We start from the raw sequence: 16,046 nt of genomic DNA, 5'->3' as shown, positions 1-16,046 counted from the left end.
CGCCAGGGCGAGCCGGGATTCATCATAACCTCAAGGCCGGGCAAGGCGAAGCCGCCGCCCGGCAATGTCTCTGAGCGGAGGTTACTTCTCCGGACTGGTTTTGCTTTTCTGCAGGGTTTCTTTCAGCTGGCCAATCAGCTCGCGACGAAAATCGCCGAGCCGCGGTTTATCATCGGCGAGCCACGGCAGTGGGCGGCACAGCTCCATCGCCTTGATCCCGAGGCGGGCGGTGAGCAGGCCGGCTCCGATGCCCTGCGCGGCGCGCGCCGACAACCGGGCCGCCAGATCCTGCGACATCCAGTCCATGCCCACCTCGCGCACCAGTTCGCTGGCGCCGGCGAAAGCGATATTCAGCAGCACCAGGCGAAACAGGCGCAGGCGGCTGTAATACCCGAGCTCAATGCCGTACAGGGTGGCAATCCGGTTGATCAACCGCAGATTGCGCCAGGCGATAAACGCCATATCCACCAGCGCCAGCGGGCTGACGGCGATCATCAGCGTCGACTCCGCCGCCGAACGGCTGATTTCCCGCCGCGCCTGAGCATCAAGCACCGGCTGCACCAGTTGGGCATAGAGGCTGACCACTTCCCGGTCGCTTTGCGTTTCGTGGATGGCGGCATACCAGCGCTGCAGCGCCGGATGCGACTGATCCAGCCCGGCCTGCTGCGCCAGCTTCTCACAAAAGGCTTTCCCTTTACCGACCGCGTGACTGTGCAGCATATCGCGGGCTTCATCGCGTTCGTGGGCGCGCTGGCGCAGTCGCCACAGGCGGCGCCACTCGGTGGCCACCGATCCGACGCCGGCGCCGACGATCAGCGCCCCGGCGACGCAGCCGCCCAGCGCAATCCAGTCCTGGGTCTGCCAGGCGTTGGCGGTCCACTGCACCCCTTGCGCCACGACGCTGACGCCGAAGATCGCCAGGCCAGCGCTGACCATCCGCCGCCACAGACTGCGTTTCGGCCGCAGCACTGACTCCACCACCGCCTCTGCCGCCCCCTCTTCCTCTTCGCCGGTCACCAGACGCGCCGGCGCGAAGTTATCGGCTTCCAGTCGGTCGAAGGCGCGAGCGCTTTTCAGCGGCGGCGTTTTTTCCGCCTGCAGCGGGCCATCAAAATCAATCCGCGGTTTTAACGGTTCGCTCATCGCAGTTTATCTCCAATCAAAAATTCCAGCGCCGCATCGAGGCGTATGTGCGGCAAGGGCCGATCGACATCCATGACCTGCGGACGAAAGTTTTCAAACTGAAAGCCCTGCTGCTGCCAGAAGGCCTGGCCCGGCAGGCGCGCCGGCACCTCGCCGGGATAGATGGTCAACGGCTGGCCGTCGCTCAGCCGATTGCCGCGCAGGGCGGGAATTTTCTCGCCGTTCAGCTCAATCAGCCCGCTCTGGGTCGCCTGAATGGACGCCAGCCCTAGGCAATCCATACTGATCCCCTCGAAGGCGGCATTCTGCCACGCATCCTGGATCAACTGCTGCAGGAGCGACACCATATTGCTGTGCTGATCCACCGTGACGTGGTCGGCTTTGGTGGCAGCGAACAGCAGCTTGTCGATGACCGGCGAAAACAGCCGGCGAAATAAGGTGCGCTGCCCGTAATGGAAACTTTGCATCAGCTGGGTCAGCGCCAGGCGCATATCGTTAAACGCTTGCGGCCCGCTGTTGAGCGGCTGCAGGCAGTCCACCAGCACAATCTGCCGGTCGAAGCGCAGGAAGTGCTCTTTGTAGAACCCCTTCACTACCTTTTCGCAGTAGTACTTATAGCGTTCGCGCAGCATGCCGGCGTTGCTGTGTTTATCAGCTTGCGCCAGCTTGGCTTCGCCGACGGCGTCGACGTCTGGCCATGGGAAGAACTGTAGCGCCGGCGCGCCGGCCATTTCGCCGGGCAGGACAAAGCGCCCGGGCTGGATAAAGTGCAACCCTTCGCGCTTACAGGCGTGCAGATAGTCCGTCCAGGCGGCGGCGATGTCGGCCAGACGGGCCTCGTCGGCAGGAGCCAGCGGATCCAGCCCGGCGCAGAGCTGCCGCCAGCGGGCCGACCACACTGCACGCTGTCCCTGCAGGAGTCCGGTCATCTGCCGCGACCAGCTCAGATAATCCTGCGCCAGCATCGGTAAATCGAGCAGCCACTCCCCCGGATAGTCGACAATCTCCAGATACAGCGTGGAGGTGTCTTTAAAGTGGCGCAGCAGGGAGTCATTGGAACGGTAGCGCAGCGCGAGACGGATCTCGCTCACGCCGCGCGTCGGGGTTGGCCACATGGGCGGCTGGCCGTACAGCTGGGCCAGCCCTTCATCGTAGGTGAATCGCGGAATGCCGAAGTCCCGCTGCGGCACGCGCTTGACCCCAAGCAGTCGCTCTTCGCGCGCGGCGCTCAGCAGCGGCAGGCGGGCGCCGGTGTGAATATTTAGCAGTTGGTTGACCAGCGCGGTGATAAACGCCGTTTTGCCGCTGCGGCTCAGGCCGGTCACCGCCAGGCGTAAATGCCGGTCAACCCCGCGGTTGACCAGCGCATTCAGTTCAGTTTTCAGTCGCTTCATCGCCAGTCCGTTATGCCCTGAAGGTGTGTCTCGTCATCATAAGCTATCCGCCGGGAATAAGCAGGACAACGTTAATCCTTTTGCGCCTTCCCCACGGCGGCGTTATTTCATCCCGCGCGTGACGCGGTTGGCCAGCCGGCTGAGCAGCGGCTCCAGCGCCACCGCCAGCAGCATTTTCAGCGGCCGCCGCGCGACCGATTTGACCGCCCAGCCGGCAACGCCCGCCGGGCCATAACGCAGCGCGGTCAGCAGCGCCAGCTTACCGACGATTTTCAGACCGGGCTTCACCTGCTGCCCGGCGCGTTGCCATTTGCTATTCATGCGTTGCCTCACTCGTTAACAACAGGGTTTACAGCTGACGAAAGCGGCTGCGCAGCGTGAAGGTGTCGGAGGTGACGTACCGTTCCATCTCACGCAGACGCTGTTCGCCGGAGGTCAGTTCGGCATCCACGGCGGCCAACAGATCGCCATTGCTCGGCGCTTTATGGCCGTACAGCTCACTGTCCGGCATCGGGTCCAGGGCGAAGGTCAGAATGATGTAGGCCACCAGGACGAAGAAAAAGAGGCCAAAAATCATCGCCAGCACGGTAATCAGGCGCACCAGCTTCACCGGGACGTCAAGATGCTGAGCAATGCCCGCGCAGACGCCCTTCACCATTCCGCGCTGCGGAATACGCCACAGTTTTTTATTCAGATCCAGTCCAGCCATTATTTGTCTCTCCAGTTCGGATGTTCGGCATCCAGGATCGCTTCCAGCGCCTGAATGCGCTCGCGCATCCGCTTCGCGTCATCGGTCAACTGCAGCAGCCGTTGCTGCTCATTTTGCGTCAGACTGCCGTTGGCGCCGCGATTATTGTAGTGCAGCCATAGCCAGACCGGCAGAACAAACAGCACAAACAGCGTCAGCGGAATGGCGAGAAAAAGCATGCTCATGTGTACTCCTTACAGGGGGTGAGCCGCGGCGCAACGCCGCGCCGCGCAATCGTACTTACTGGTTGGACTGATTCATTTTGGCTTTCAACGCCGCCAGCTGCTCGCTGATTTCATCGTCCGCTTTCAGTTCGGCAAACTGCTGATCCAGCGTCTGCTGCTTGCCAAAGCGGTGGCTCTCCGCTTCCGCTTCCATCTGATCGATGCGACGCTCAAAGGATTCAAAGCGCGCCATCGCCTCATCCAGTTTACCGCTGTCCAGCTGGCGACGCACATCGCGCGACGAACTCGCCGCCTGATGACGCAGCGCCAGCGCCTGCTGACGAGCGCGGGTTTCGCTGAGTTTGTTCTCCAGCTCGCCAATCTCTTTCTTCATCCGCGCCAGCGTTTCATCCACCAGCTGCACTTCGTGGTCCAGCTGCGCAATAAGGTCGGTCAGCTTCTGTTTTTCGATCAGCGCCGCCCGGGCCAGATCCTCTTTCTCTTTGCGCAGGGCCAGCTCGGCCTTTTCCTGCCATTCCGCCTGCTGGGCGACCGCCTGCTCAATACGACGGGTCAGCTGTTTCTTTTCGGCCAACGCGCGGGCCGACGTGGAACGTACCTCAACCAGCGTGTCTTCCATCTCCTGGATCATCAGACGCACCAGCTTTTGCGGGTCCTCAGCTTTCTCCAGCAGGGAGTTGATGTTGGCGTTCACGATGTCGGCAAAACGAGAAAAAATACCCATAATTTCAGTCCTCATAGTTCTGGTTGCAGGCATTCACCTGTGGGTTAGCTAATACAAATGGCGTGCCAACTTTTTATCTTATTGATTTTAAACAGAGTGGTTGCGAATTGCGCAGGGCATTGCTACATTCACCTGGTTAATCCCACTATTTAATGGCGAAATTCATCATGGCGCAGTACAAGGATAATCTGCTGGGCGAGGCCAACAGCTTTCTCGAGGTGCTGGAACAGGTTTCCCGACTGGCTCCGCTGGATAAGCCGGTGCTGGTCATCGGCGAGCGCGGTACCGGGAAAGAGCTTATCGCCAACCGTCTGCACTACCTCTCCGCCCGCTGGCAGGGGCCGTTTATCTCGCTGAACTGCGCGGCGCTGAACGACAATCTGCTCGATTCGGAACTATTCGGCCACGAAGCCGGGGCCTTCACCGGCGCCAGCAAGCGCCATCCCGGGCGCTTCGAGCGCGCCGACGGCGGGACGCTGTTTCTCGATGAGCTGGCGACAGCCCCAATGCTGGTGCAGGAGAAGCTGTTAAGAGTGATTGAATATGGCGAGCTGGAGCGCGTGGGCGGCAGCCAGCCGCTGCAGGTTAACGTCCGGCTGGTGTGCGCCACCAACGCTGACCTGCCGCGGATGGTGGAGGAAGGCCACTTTCGCGCCGACCTGCTCGACCGTCTGGCCTTCGACGTGGTGCAGCTCCCGCCGCTGCGCGAACGGCAGAGCGATATCATGCTGCTAGCCAACCAGTTTGCCATTCAGATGTGCCGTGAGCTCGGCCTGCCGCTGTTTCCCGGATTCAGCGAACGTGCCACAGCCACGCTGCTCGGCTACCGCTGGCCGGGGAATATTCGTGAACTGAAGAACGTCGTCGAGCGCTCGGTCTATCGCCACGGAGACAGCGAGCACGAGCTGGACGCCATTATCCTCAACCCTTTCCGTCAGACCGCCGCCTCCGAGCCGGAGACCGTGTCCGGGGACGAGCTGCCCGCCCTGCCGCTGGATCTGCGCGATTTTCAGCTACAGCAGGAAAAACGCCTGCTGCAGCGGAGTCTGCAGCAGGCGAAGTATCATCAGAAGCAGGCGGCGGAGCTGCTGGGGTTAACCTATCACCAGCTCCGCGCGCTGCTGAAAAAGCATCAGCTGTGAGAAGTGCGCGGCAGCAGCAGCGCGCTCACCGCCATCGCCCCCAGGCATAAGGCGGCGTTGAACCACAGGGCATACTGGGCGGCATGGGCCATGCCCAGCGGCAAAAACAGCGCGAAAAGTGACGCCGTCACGGCAATGCCCATCGCCCCGCCCAGCGAGCTGCCCATCTTGTAGATCCCCGAGGCGACGCCAATTTTGTTCTCCGGCGCGTTGGCCACCGCCGTATCCGTTGACGGCGTGGCGTAGCAGCCCAGGCCGAGGCCGAACAGCACGTTGCTGGCGAATACCACGCCGATATACAGCGCCTTATCGAGGAAGGTGCAGGATATCAGGCCGATGGCGATGGCGGTCAGCACCGGGCCGGCCATCATCGGCAGCCGGGCGCCATAGCGCTGCAGCAGCTTCTCGCCGACCCGGATCATCGCCAGGACGGTGACCAGATAGCCGAGGGTCATCATTCCGCTCTCCAGCGGCGTCAGGTGGTGCCCTTGCTGTAGCCAGATGCTGGCGATCATCATGGTGCCAATCGCCCCGTTGAGCAGAAAGTTCGATAGCACCGCCGCACCGTAGGCCCGGTTGCGAAACAGCGCAAAATCGATCAGCGCTGCCTCGCCTTTGCGCAGCCCGCTGCGAATAAACACCGCGCCAGCGATCAGCGCCCCCGCCAGCATGGTCAACGACAGCGGACTGGCCCAACCCCAGCCGTGGCCTTTGCTGATAAACAGGTTCACCAGCACCAGCCCGACGATCAGGCTCAGCAGGCCACCAACGTCCAGCTTATGCTGGCTGGCGCTGGCGCTGCGGCTCTCCGGCGTGCCGCGCAGCAAAAACAGCGCCAGCAGAGCGACGGCAATGGAGAAGACGAAGATCCAGCGCCAGCCCAGGCCGGTGGCGATAGCTCCGCCAACGAAAGAGCACAGGCCGCTGCCGCCCCACGAGCCGATGACCCAGAAGCTGACCGCCCGCTGACGCGCGCGCCCCTGGTACCAGGTCTTAATCAGCGCCAGCGTCGCCGGCATAATGCACGCCGCCGACAGTCCCTGCAGCACCCGGCCTGCGAGGAACAGCCCCGGCCCCTGGGCCAGTACCAGCATGGCGCTGCCGATGATGCTCAGCCCCAGTCCGAGGGCGGTCATCCGCATGCGGCCAAACTTGTCCGCCAGACCGCCGCTGGCCACCACGAAACAGCCGCTGAACAGCGCGCTGAGGCTGACGGCCAGGGTTAGGGTCTCAAGGGAAATATCAAGACTGCTTTTCATCGCCGGCACGACGTTTATCACCGACTGGGCAAACAGCCAGAAGGTTAAAACGCTCAGCACAATCCCTACCAGCAGACGATCGCTGCCGACAAAGGGGGTGTCGCTTACGGTGACAGTGCTCATTGCATGGCCCTCCCGTTTCCGGTGATTAACGCAGATAGTGTTCCGTCAGGCCGCACCACAGCGCCGCCCCGCTTAGCAACAGCGCGTCGTTGAAGTCATAGCCCGCGTTATGCACCATGCAGCGATCCGGCTCGTCGCCAGCGCCGATAGTGAAATAACTGCCGTGGGGGTGCTGCTCCAGCATGAAAGCGAAATCTTCACTGCCCATAAACGGCTTCACCTCGCCCACCTGCTCTGCGCCAAACAGCGCTGTCGCCACCTCCCGCACCATAGCGTTTGCCGCCGGATCGTTACGCAATACCGGGCTGCCGTTGACGTGGGTCAGCGTGGCCGTGGCGTTGAAGCTCTCCGCCTGGGCCACGGCAATGTCATGGATCCGCTGCAGCACGGTCTCGCGTACCTGCTCATTGAGGGTGCGCACCGTGAGCTTCATCAGCACGTGATCGTTAATGATATTGGGCGCATGTCCGGCCTGGATGCTGCCGACGGTCACCACCGCCGGCTCAAACGGGGTGATATTGCGCGAGACGATGGACTGCAGCGCGAGGGTAATATGGCAGGCCACCAGCGTGGCATCCACCGTATGCTCCGGCACCGCGCCGTGGCCGCCAACGCCCTTCACTTCAATATGCAGCGTATCGGAGGAGGCCATCATCGCCCCGTCGCGCAGGCCGATTTTACCCAGCGGCTGACCCGGCATATTGTGCAGGCCGAAGATGGCGTCGCAGGGAAACTGGTCAAACAGACCGTCCTCGACCATTACCCGCCCACCGTACAGTAACTCTTCCGCGGGCTGGAAAATCAGCTGCAGCGTCCCGTTAAACTGGCGTGTACGCGCCAGATATTCAGCCGCGTAGAGCAGCGTAGTGGTGTGCCCGTCATGGCCGCAGCCGTGAAAGCGCCCTTCGACCTGGCTTGCCCACGGCTTCCCGCTCCGCTCCTGCATCGGCAGCGCATCCATATCGGCCCGCAGGCCGAGGCGTTTTTTTCCGTGGCCGACGCGCAGCGTGCCCACCACTCCGGTGCCCGCCAGGCCGCGGTGAACCTCGTATCCCCACTCGCCAAGCAGTCGGGCGACCTCGCTGCTGGTCTGATGCTCTTCAAAGCCGATCTCCGGCTGCTGGTGGAACCGGCGACGTAAGGCAATAAATTGCGCCTCGTTGACCTGCAAGGCTTCAAGCAACGGATGTGTCATTTTTTTTATTCCTGTGTTGTGTTTGCACGACACTTTCGAGTTTATGCGGGTGAAACAGCTTTCAGGCGCGGTTTTTTGTTTTATATTGACGAGAAATCAATGAGTGTTTTTCATACATATCGGTTATGACAAAAAACAACCGGTTGCTTTTTGTCGACAGAGGAGAGCCATGTGGAGCAGCATTCAGGCGACTTTAGCGTCACCGTGCGCGATGTGCGTCAGCTGAGCCAGCCGGAAAGCGATCTGCTGACGCTGCTGTGGGTGCTGGAAGGGAGCGTAAATCTAACGGAGGCGGAAGGTGCGCCGCAGCAGCTTGCCGTCGACGAGCTGGCGATCGTTAACCGCAACCGTCGCTGGAGCCTGCGCAGCGCCGGGGGCAACGCGGTGATGATCCTGACCCTCGCCGCCAGCTGGCTGGCCCGCCTCGACACCACTTTTTTTGCCGTCGACTACCAGATATCGCCGCGCACCCGGGATGCCGATGACGGCCTGCGCCGCCTGATGCGCCAGCTGCTGGTGAGCGGTCTGGTCAATCATCCCGGCCATTACCGGCTGGAGGCCAACCGCTGGTTGAGCGAGATAGCGCTGCTGCTGGCCACGCGCTTCAGCCAGCCCATCGTCTCCACGCCGCGGCGCGATTCAGAAAAATGGAGCCGGAGGATAGCCAGCGTGGTGGCGCGGATCGACGCCAACTATCAGCGCCGTCTCTCTTTACAGGAGGTGGCGGCCGCAGAGTTTGTCTCCGAGGCCTGGCTGTCACGCCTGTTTCACAAGGAGGTTGGGGTCAGTTTTGTTCAGTACCTCACCGCGCTGCGCCTGCGCCACGCCGCCGACCAGCTGTTAACCACCCGCAAACCCGTTCAGCAAATTGCCCGCGAACAGGGGTTCGCCAGCACGCGAATGATGAGCGATCTGTTTAAGCGCCACCATGGCGTGACGCCGCGCCAGTATCGCGAGCAGTCCCCCCGGGAGCCTGGCCGACCGCGCCCGCCGCAGGGAGATCGCTGGCAGCCGGTGGCCGTGGACCGGCTCTACGCCCGCCTTAATGAGCCGGAACCACCCGACAGGGAGAGCCAGTCGCTGCTGATCAATCCGCCGCAAACCCGGGAGATCAACCTGCACCAGCGACCGGCGCGCGCCGCAGTGCTGCGCCATACCCGGATGGTGGTGACCGTGCGCGAGCTGGACGATCTGCTGCGGGAGGACGTGCGCCGCGAGCTGGAGCAGTTGCACCGCGTCCTGCCTGTGTATGCCATCGATATCAACGACGCCTTTCTCAGCAGCCGCCTGTTCGGCACCGGCTGGGACGATCCGCAGATGGCTGGCGGTGATGGGCTGGCAGGTGATCCTGCATACCGGGGTCACCACTCGCAGCGACCTGCTGCAGCGCTTCCTGCAACTCGCTGCCAACCATTTTCCGCCGGCGACGCTCAGCAGTTGGCGCTTTGTCTGGCACTGGTCGCCGCAGGCGAGCGAAGCGGCTCGCCAGGCCGCCTGGCGGCAGCAGCGCGAGGTTCTTCACCGTCTTCTGCCCCAGCCGCAGCTGGGGATCTGGCACCGCTTTGCCGCCAGCGCACCCGGGGACGATCCCCTGTTCCACTCGCCGCTGCTGGCGGAAGCCGATTTTCTCGCCTGCCAGGCGGATGCCAACGAACAGCTCGATCTGGCCCAGGCGGACAGCAGCAGTCTGGCCTCCAGCGAGCACTATCCGGCGCATAAGCTGCGGCAGATCCACAGCGCCCTGCGTCAACGGCAGCTCAACCTGCCGCTATGGCTGCTCTCGTGGAATACGCTGACCGGCGATACGCGGGACACTAACGGGCGCTTTTTTCGCGGCGCGCTGTTGATGGATAATCTGCTGGGGGTCGCTGACCAGGTCTGGCTGGCGGGCTTCTGGTTAAATTCCGGCCTTCAGGGCGAAGCCCGCGCCAACGGCAAGCTGGATACCTCAAGCCTGGCGCTGCACTATCTGCACGGGCTGCCGCGCCCGGTTTACTGGGTGCTGTGGCTCTGGCGACGGCTGCGCGGCGAGATCCTGTTCCACGACAAAAACCTGCTGCTGCTCCATCATCAGGGGCACTACCAGCTACTGCTGCGCAATACGGTGGTCTACAACCCCTGGCTCTCCAGCGAAGCGGCTTTTATTCAACGCTTCAGCCAGCCGTACAGTGTGCGGCTGCAGGGGCTCAAGGGCCGCTGGCGCGTCAAACAGCACCTGTTCGATCAGCACCACGGCGCGCTGTTCCCGCTGGTGGACGCCTTTCGCAGCCGCAGCGGCCCCGACGCCGAAGATTATCAATGGCTGATGCATCAGGCTCGTCCGGCGCTCAGCGTGGAGGAGGCCCGGCTCGATGGCCACTGGCTGCGGGTCGACTCGCTGGAGAGCAACGCACTGGCGCTGTACGAATTTACCCCTCAGCTCTCCCCCGGCGAGGATCCTGACGCCTGAAGCAAACCGTGAATTTTGCGCTGGCTCTCCGTCGTCGCCGAATTGAAAACCAGCAGCGACAGATCGGGACGGCCTTCCACGGCAAAAGAGGTGAACTCCAGATCGAGCGGGCCCATCTGCGGGTGGTTAATGCGCTTATAGCCTTCGCCGTGGCCGGCGACGTCATGGCTTTGCCAGAAACGGGCGAACTCGACGCTTTGCTGGCTGAGCTCCGCGATCAGTTGGTCAGTTTCTTTCGTGGCGCCCATTCGCGTGACGTCGGCGCGAAAGGCGTTAACGATAAGCTGCCCAACCGTCTGCCAGTCCTCCAGGGTGCAGCGGGCCTCAGGCCGGGTAAACAGGCGGCGCAGCACGTTGCGCTCCGCCAGCGGCAGCTGGCCGTAGTCGGTCAGCACCCTGGCCGCCGCCGTGTTCCAGGCGATCACGTCCCAGCTGGCGGTACGGATAATCGCCGGAATGGTGAAGGCGTCAAGCACCCGCTGCAGCCGCGGCGTCATATCATCCGTGACCGTCAAACGGGTCTGCGGCGGATGGCCGAAGGCGAGAATAAACAGATGTTCGCGCTCCGGGGTGGTCAGCCGCAGACCGCGGGCGATCCGCTCCAGCACCTCGCGGGAAGGCGCCCCGCCGCGGCCCTGTTCAAGCCAGGTATACCAGGTCGGGCTGATGCTGGCCAGCTGGGCGACCTCTTCACGACGCAGGCCCGGCGTGCGCCGGCGTCCCGCCGGGAAGCCAAACGTCGCCGGGTCGAGACGCTGACGCCTGGCGCGGAGAAAATCGCCTAAAGCATGATTGTCAGAAGTGTTCATCATCTGCCTGTGAGTCTGCCTGTTAGAATTTATACCCCGATAATGTCTCTACTTTTATAGTATGACATCGTGGGTAGGATACGCCTGAAAACCCGTTCAGGAGGTTCATGATGCGTATATTTCTTACCGGTGCGAGCGGATTTATCGGCTCGCGTATTCTTCCGGCGCTGCAGGCGTCGGGTCATCAGGTTATCGGCCTCGCGCGCAGCGACGCTACGGCGCAGGCCCTGGAAGCGGCAGGCGTCGAGGTGCATCGCGGCACGCTGGATGCCCCCGATTCGCTGCTGGCGGGCGTCGAGCGCGCCGACGCGGTGATCCATACCGCTTTCGACCACGACTTCAGCCGCTTTGCCGCCAACTGCGAGAAAGACCGCCAGGCGATCCTGACCATGGGCCAGGCGCTGCGCGGCAGCGCGCGGCCGCTGGTCATTACCTCCGGCACGCTGATGGGCGACGACGGGAGCGGCGCCCCGGCCCGCGAGTCGTGCTTTAACGCAGCGCACCCCAGCCCGCGCACCGCTTCAGAGCTCGCCGGCCAGCAGCTGCTGGAGGCGGGAGTGGACGTCCGGGTGGTTCGCCTGCCGCAGGTGCATGACACCGTGCGCCAGGGGCTGCTGACCTGCTATATCGAGCGCGCGGTCGCCAGCGGCGCGGTGGCCTTGCGCGGCGAGGGGAACAACCGCTGGTCCGCCGCCCATGTCGATGACGTCGCGCGCCTGTACGTCAGCGCCCTGCTGCAGGGCGCTGCGGGCGAACGCTACCATGCGGTGGCTGAAGAGGGGATCGCGTTACGAGAGATCGCCGCAGTCATCGCCCGGGGTTTAAATCTGCCGCTGACCCAGTTGGATGAGACGCAGGCCGACGCCTGGTTCGGCTGGTTTGCCCCCTTTACCACCCTTGAGCTGCGCGCCAGCTCGGCATGGACCCGCGAGCGATTGCAGTGGCAGCCGGTCGGCCCCGGGCTGCTGGAGGACTTACGGAATATGGATTACCAAAAAGTGACGTTGTCACAATAAGCAAAGACGTTCCGCTCCTTTATTACATCCGACGGGTAGGGTTAGCCGCCCGTCGGACCATCTGCTTTCTCCCCGCTATACTGAATTTATCCTCGGCGTTAGCGTCGCTTCCACCGTCCGGTCAACCGCGGCCAAACAGAGCTGACTGGCGATATCGGCGATAAAAAGTTACCATGTTTCATTATACAGACTCGGTTCCGCGACTATTTTAATCAATTGACTGAATACTATACGCCCCCGGTAACCGCATTATCCCTCAGGCTTGTTGAAGGCGGTGGTGAATGTCTATGAATCTTAATAAGATAGAGTTCAACTCTATAATCAAACAGAAAATATGCGCCTGAAATTGTCATCTCTCCTGGCAGCGGTTTCCCTGCTGTGTGGGCAGGCTTTTGCCGCCCCTGCGCTCCCCGACCGCGCCGATATTCGCGACAGCGGTTTCGTCTATTGCGTCAGCGGCCAGGTGAATACCTTTAATCCGCAGAAAGTGAGCAGCGGACTGATCGTCGATACGCTGGCTGCGCAGATCTACGATCGCCTGCTTGACGTCGACCCTTATACCTATCGGCTGGTCCCCGAGCTGGCGGAGAGCTGGGAAGTCCTTGATAACGGCGCCACCTACCGTTTTCACCTGCGTCGCCACGTCCCGTTTCAACGCACGGCATGGTTCTCCCCGACGCGGGATTTCAACGCCGATGACGTGATCTTTACCTTTGGCCGCATCTTTAACCGCGATCACCCTTGGCACAACGTCAACGGCAGCAGCTTCCCCTACTTCGACAGCCTGCAGTTTGCCGACAGCGTGGAAAGCGTCCGCAAGCTCGATAATCAGACCGTGGAATTTCGCCTCAAGCGGCCGGATGCCTCATTCCTCTGGCATCTTGCCACCCACTATGCGTCGATTACCTCTGCCGAATATGCCGCCCGCTTAACGCAGGACGATCGTCAGGAACAGCTCGATCGCCAGCCGGTGGGCACCGGCCCGTTCCAGTTGTCCGAGTACCGCTCCGGACAGTATGTTCGCCTTCAGCGCCACTCCGGCTACTGGCGCGGCAAACCGTTGATGCCGCAGGTGGTGGTCGACCTCGGCTCCGGCGGTACCGGCCGCCTGTCAAAACTGCTGACCGGCGAATGCGACGTGCTGGCCTGGCCGGCCGCCAGCCAGTTGACGATCCTGCGTGACGACCCGCGCCTGCGCCTGACGCTGCGTCCGGGGATGAACATTGCCTGGCTGGCCTTCAACACCGCCAAGCCGCCGCTGGACAACCCGGAGGTACGCCACGCGCTGGCGCTGGCCATCAACAACCAGCGCCTGATGCAATCCATCTACTACGGCACCGCGGAGACGGCGGCGTCGATGCTGCCGCGCGCCTCCTGGGCCTACGATAACGACGCTAAGATTACCGAATATAATCCCCAGGAGGCTCGTGCTCGTCTGAAGGCGCTGGGGCTGGAAAATCTTACCCTCAAGCTGTGGGTTCCCACCAGCTCGCAGGCGTGGAACCCCAGCCCGTTGAAAACAGCCGAGCTGATCCAGGCGGATATGGCGCAGATTGGCGTCAAAGTAATCATCATGCCGGTGGAGGGGCGCTTCCAGGAGGCGCGGCTGATGGACATGAACCATGACCTGACGCTCTCCGGCTGGGCGACGGACAGTAACGATCCGGACAGTTTTTTCCGGCCGCTGCTGAGCTGCGCGGCGATCGCCTCGCAAACCAACTTTGCCCACTGGTGTAACCGGGAATTTGATGACGTGCTGCAAAAAGCGCTGCTCTCGCAACAGCTCTCCTCGCGGATGGACGCTTACAAAGAGGCCCAGCGCATCCTCGCCCGTGAACTGCCGGTCCTGCCGCTGGCCTCGTCGCTGCGGTTGCAGGCCTATCGCTATGATATGAAAGGTCTGGTGCTTAGCCCCTTCGGTAACGCTTCCTTCGCTGGCGTATCGCGGGAGAAAACCGAAGAGGTGAAAAAACCATGATTATTTTTACCCTGCGCCGTCTGCTGCTGCTGTTGGTCACCCTCTTTTTTCTGACCTTTGTCGGCTTCAGCCTGAGCTACTTCACCCCCCATGCCCCGCTGCAGGGCGCGACCCTGTGGAATGCGTGGCTGTTCTGGTTTGAAGGGGTACTACACTGGGATTTTGGCGTCTCCAGCATCAACGGCCAGCTGATTTCCGAGCAGTTGCGCGAGGTGTTCCCGGCGACCATGGAGCTGTGCATCCTCGCCTTCGGCTTTGCCCTGCTGATTGGCATTCCGGTGGGGATGATCGCCGGCGTGATGCGCAACAAATGGCCCGATACCCTGATCAGCGCCGTTGCGCTGGTCGGTTTTTCGATCCCGGTCTTCTGGCTCGCGCTGCTCCTGACCCTCTTCTTCTCCCTGACCCTCGGCTGGCTTCCGGTCTCCGGCCGCTTCGACCTGCTGTATGAGGTGAAAAACGTCACCGGTTTCGCGCTGATCGACGCCTGGCTTTCGGACTCACCGTGGCGCCATGAGATGATCGTCAGCGCCGCCCGGCATATGGTGCTGCCGGTGCTGACCCTGGCGGTAGCCCCTACTACCGAAGTGATCCGCCTGATGCGCATTAGCACCAGCGAGGTCTATGACACCAACTACGTCAAGGCGGCCGCCACCCGCGGCGTGTCGCGACGCAAAATTCTACTGCGCCACGTGCTGCACAACGCCCTGCCGCCGGTGATCCCGCGCCTCGGCCTGCAGTTTTCCACCATGCTCACCCTGGCGATGATCACCGAGATGGTGTTCAGCTGGCCCGGACTGGGCCGCTGGCTGATCAACGCCATTCGTCAGCAGGACTACGCGGCGATCTCCGCCGGAGTAATGGTGATTGGCGCGCTGGTGATTATTGTCAACGTGATTTCCGATATTCTCGGTGCCATGGCTAACCCACTGAAACATAAGGAATGGTATGCCCTACGATAGTAGCTACAAACTAAATAATTTTATCAATTAAAAGCAATGAGTTAAATTTTTTCAATTGTGCGATTTTTCTGATTTTAATACACAATTTTGTACACATTGTTTTTGACGTCATCTCCGACAGTCATCAGTTAGATGGCTGTCGGAGTTCCCTTCCTACGTTTCCTCCACACCTTCTATACTTCCAGTCTGACCACTGGAGGTTGATATGTGCTGACGCTTTTCTCAGTCAATGACCCGTGAAGATTATCTGTCCTACCTTGCAGATGATGCCGATCGTGACATTGCATATGACCCGGCGCCGATTAGTCGATATAACGTCGCGCCCGGTACCAAAGTTTTGCTTCTGAGCGAACGCGGCGAACAATTGCATATCGATCCTGTCTTCTGGGGTTATGCGCCCTGGTGGTGGGATAAGGCTCCACTGATTAACGCGCGTGTTGAAACTGTGGTCACCGGCAGGATGTTTAAGCCGCTATGGCAACATGGCCGGGCGATCTGCTTTGCTGATGGGGGCTTCGAATGGAAGAAAGAAGGTGACAAGAAGCAACCCACTCTACTTTATCCATCGCGCCGATGGCCAGCCGATATTCATGGCGGCAATCGGAAGCACACCATTTGAACGTGGAGACGAAACAGAAGGCTTTCTGATCGTCACCGCAGCAACAGAAAAAGGTCTAATAGATATCCACGACCACCAGCCTCTGGTACTGTCGCCAGAAGCAGCAAGATAATGGATGAGGCAGGACATTGGAGGGAAAGAGTCAGAGGAGTTAGCTGCGGATGGCACCGTGCCCGCAGACAAATTTATCTAGCATGCAGTGACGCGCGCCGTAAAAAAATGTGAAAAATCAGGGAAATAATTGATTGAGGCAATCAAATGCACATAGCCAGACGTGCGCCTAATGCCGAAAGCGGAAAT

The 16,046-nt window shown here is 61.3% G+C and carries 13 protein-coding genes and 2 pseudogenes; 6 read left to right on the top strand and 9 right to left on the bottom strand.

Going from position 1 to position 16,046, the window contains the following annotated elements:
* Positions 1 to 81 precede the first annotated feature (81 nt).
* The 6 genes from ABLU73_RS10620 to pspA form a co-directional block, all read right to left on the bottom strand.
* Positions 82 to 1,143 carry a YcjF family protein gene (locus tag ABLU73_RS10620; RefSeq protein ID WP_017900790.1) on the bottom strand — a complete coding sequence of 354 codons (1,062 nt, stop codon included), beginning with the start codon at positions 1,141 to 1,143 and terminating at the stop codon, positions 82 to 84.
* Positions 1,140 to 2,537: a YcjX family protein gene (locus ABLU73_RS10615; RefSeq protein ID WP_064187328.1), complete on the bottom strand. Its 1,398-nt coding sequence runs from the start codon at positions 2,535 to 2,537 to the stop codon at positions 1,140 to 1,142. Before ABLU73_RS10615 ends, ABLU73_RS10620 begins: the two co-directional genes overlap by 4 nt.
* Positions 2,538 to 2,639: 102 nt before the next feature.
* On the bottom strand, positions 2,640 to 2,858 hold the full coding sequence (gene pspD, locus ABLU73_RS10610; protein ID WP_002901915.1) for a phage shock protein PspD: 219 nt from the start codon (positions 2,856 to 2,858) through the stop codon (positions 2,640 to 2,642).
* Between the two features lie 28 nt (positions 2,859 to 2,886).
* Positions 2,887 to 3,246, bottom strand: coding sequence for an envelope stress response membrane protein PspC (gene pspC, locus ABLU73_RS10605; protein ID WP_348850185.1), 360 nt, complete (start codon positions 3,244 to 3,246; stop codon positions 2,887 to 2,889).
* Positions 3,246 to 3,470 (bottom strand): envelope stress response membrane protein PspB, encoded by a 225-nt coding sequence (pspB, locus tag ABLU73_RS10600; protein WP_002901911.1) that lies wholly within the window; start codon positions 3,468 to 3,470, stop codon positions 3,246 to 3,248. Before pspB ends, pspC begins: the two co-directional genes overlap by 1 nt.
* Before the next feature lie 55 nt (positions 3,471 to 3,525).
* A complete protein-coding gene (gene pspA, locus ABLU73_RS10595) occupies positions 3,526 to 4,194 on the bottom strand; it encodes a phage shock protein PspA (protein WP_004203910.1) in 669 nt (222 codons plus the stop codon).
* A 152-nt stretch (positions 4,195 to 4,346) separates the two neighbouring features.
* Here pspA and pspF point away from each other — a divergent pair, with 152 nt between their 5' ends.
* A complete protein-coding gene (pspF, locus tag ABLU73_RS10590) occupies positions 4,347 to 5,336 on the top strand; it encodes a phage shock protein operon transcriptional activator (RefSeq protein ID WP_074195238.1) in 990 nt (329 codons plus the stop codon).
* On the opposite strand, the gene ABLU73_RS10585 is transcribed toward pspF, so the two are convergent.
* Together ABLU73_RS10585 and ABLU73_RS10580 are read right to left on the bottom strand one after the other, a co-directional pair.
* On the bottom strand, positions 5,327 to 6,718 hold the full coding sequence (locus ABLU73_RS10585; RefSeq protein ID WP_062913850.1) for an MFS transporter: 1,392 nt from the start codon (positions 6,716 to 6,718) through the stop codon (positions 5,327 to 5,329). The two genes, pspF and ABLU73_RS10585, sit on opposite strands and share 10 nt — an antisense overlap.
* A gap of 25 nt (positions 6,719 to 6,743) precedes the next feature.
* Entirely contained in the window at positions 6,744 to 7,913 is a 1,170-nt protein-coding gene (locus ABLU73_RS10580) for a M20 aminoacylase family protein (protein ID WP_043521203.1), read from the bottom strand.
* A 171-nt stretch (positions 7,914 to 8,084) separates the two neighbouring features.
* On the opposite strand from ABLU73_RS10580, the pseudogene ABLU73_RS10575 reads away from it, so the two are divergent.
* Positions 8,085 to 10,362, top strand: a pseudogene (locus ABLU73_RS10575) (helix-turn-helix domain-containing protein).
* Here the strand turns inward: ABLU73_RS10575 and ABLU73_RS10570 are convergent.
* Entirely contained in the window at positions 10,329 to 11,171 is an 843-nt protein-coding gene (locus tag ABLU73_RS10570) for a helix-turn-helix transcriptional regulator (protein WP_080837582.1), read from the bottom strand. The pseudogene ABLU73_RS10575 and the gene ABLU73_RS10570 overlap by 34 nt on opposite strands.
* Positions 11,172 to 11,278: 107 nt before the next feature.
* Here ABLU73_RS10570 and ABLU73_RS10565 point away from each other — a divergent pair, with 107 nt between their 5' ends.
* The 4 genes and pseudogenes from ABLU73_RS10565 (at position 11,279) to ABLU73_RS10550 (ending at position 15,858) form a co-directional block, all read left to right on the top strand.
* The gene (locus ABLU73_RS10565; protein ID WP_074195239.1) at positions 11,279 to 12,187 is read left to right on the top strand and encodes an SDR family oxidoreductase; all 909 of its coding nucleotides are present in this window, start codon (positions 11,279 to 11,281) and stop codon (positions 12,185 to 12,187) included.
* A gap of 334 nt (positions 12,188 to 12,521) precedes the next feature.
* The gene (gene sapA / locus ABLU73_RS10560) at positions 12,522 to 14,165 is read left to right on the top strand and encodes an ABC transporter substrate-binding protein SapA (protein ID WP_069603619.1); all 1,644 of its coding nucleotides are present in this window, start codon (positions 12,522 to 12,524) and stop codon (positions 14,163 to 14,165) included.
* Positions 14,162 to 15,127 carry a putrescine export ABC transporter permease SapB gene (gene sapB, locus ABLU73_RS10555; protein ID WP_017900865.1) on the top strand — a complete coding sequence of 322 codons (966 nt, stop codon included), beginning with the start codon at positions 14,162 to 14,164 and terminating at the stop codon, positions 15,125 to 15,127. Before sapA ends, sapB begins: the two co-directional genes overlap by 4 nt.
* 229 nt (positions 15,128 to 15,356) lie before the next feature.
* Positions 15,357 to 15,858 (top strand): annotated as a pseudogene (locus ABLU73_RS10550) (SOS response-associated peptidase family protein).
* The last annotated feature ends 188 nt before the right edge of the window (positions 15,859 to 16,046 follow it).

Source organism: Klebsiella sp. GG_Kp175, from assembly GCF_040062325.1.
Taxonomy (GTDB): domain Bacteria; phylum Pseudomonadota; class Gammaproteobacteria; order Enterobacterales; family Enterobacteriaceae; genus Klebsiella; species Klebsiella quasipneumoniae.
Note: the sequence above shows the minus strand (reverse complement) of the source record. Positions and strands in the feature narration are given on the sequence as shown.

What these genes read in the sequence shown, in the direction of transcription:
- ABLU73_RS10620 (WP_017900790.1), bottom strand. Translation starts at nt 1,143, where the DNA reads ATGAGCGAACCGTTAAAACCGCGGATTGATTTTGATGGCCCGCTGCAG.
- ABLU73_RS10615 (WP_064187328.1), bottom strand. Translation starts at nt 2,537, where the DNA reads ATGAAGCGACTGAAAACTGAACTGAATGCGCTGGTCAACCGCGGGGTT.
- pspD (WP_002901915.1), bottom strand. Translation starts at nt 2,858, where the DNA reads ATGAATAGCAAATGGCAACGCGCCGGGCAGCAGGTGAAGCCCGGTCTG.
- pspC (WP_348850185.1), bottom strand. Translation starts at nt 3,246, where the DNA reads ATGGCTGGACTGGATCTGAATAAAAAACTGTGGCGTATTCCGCAGCGC.
- pspB (WP_002901911.1), bottom strand. Translation starts at nt 3,470, where the DNA reads ATGAGCATGCTTTTTCTCGCCATTCCGCTGACGCTGTTTGTGCTGTTT.
- pspA (WP_004203910.1), bottom strand. Translation starts at nt 4,194, where the DNA reads ATGGGTATTTTTTCTCGTTTTGCCGACATCGTGAACGCCAACATCAAC.
- pspF (WP_074195238.1), top strand. Translation starts at nt 4,347, where the DNA reads ATGGCGAAATTCATCATGGCGCAGTACAAGGATAATCTGCTGGGCGAG.
- ABLU73_RS10585 (WP_062913850.1), bottom strand. Translation starts at nt 6,718, where the DNA reads ATGAGCACTGTCACCGTAAGCGACACCCCCTTTGTCGGCAGCGATCGT.
- ABLU73_RS10580 (WP_043521203.1), bottom strand. Translation starts at nt 7,913, where the DNA reads ATGACACATCCGTTGCTTGAAGCCTTGCAGGTCAACGAGGCGCAATTT.
- ABLU73_RS10570 (WP_080837582.1), bottom strand. Translation starts at nt 11,171, where the DNA reads ATGAACACTTCTGACAATCATGCTTTAGGCGATTTTCTCCGCGCCAGG.
- ABLU73_RS10565 (WP_074195239.1), top strand. Translation starts at nt 11,279, where the DNA reads ATGATGCGTATATTTCTTACCGGTGCGAGCGGATTTATCGGCTCGCGT.
- sapA (WP_069603619.1), top strand. Translation starts at nt 12,522, where the DNA reads ATGCGCCTGAAATTGTCATCTCTCCTGGCAGCGGTTTCCCTGCTGTGT.
- sapB (WP_017900865.1), top strand. Translation starts at nt 14,162, where the DNA reads ATGATTATTTTTACCCTGCGCCGTCTGCTGCTGCTGTTGGTCACCCTC.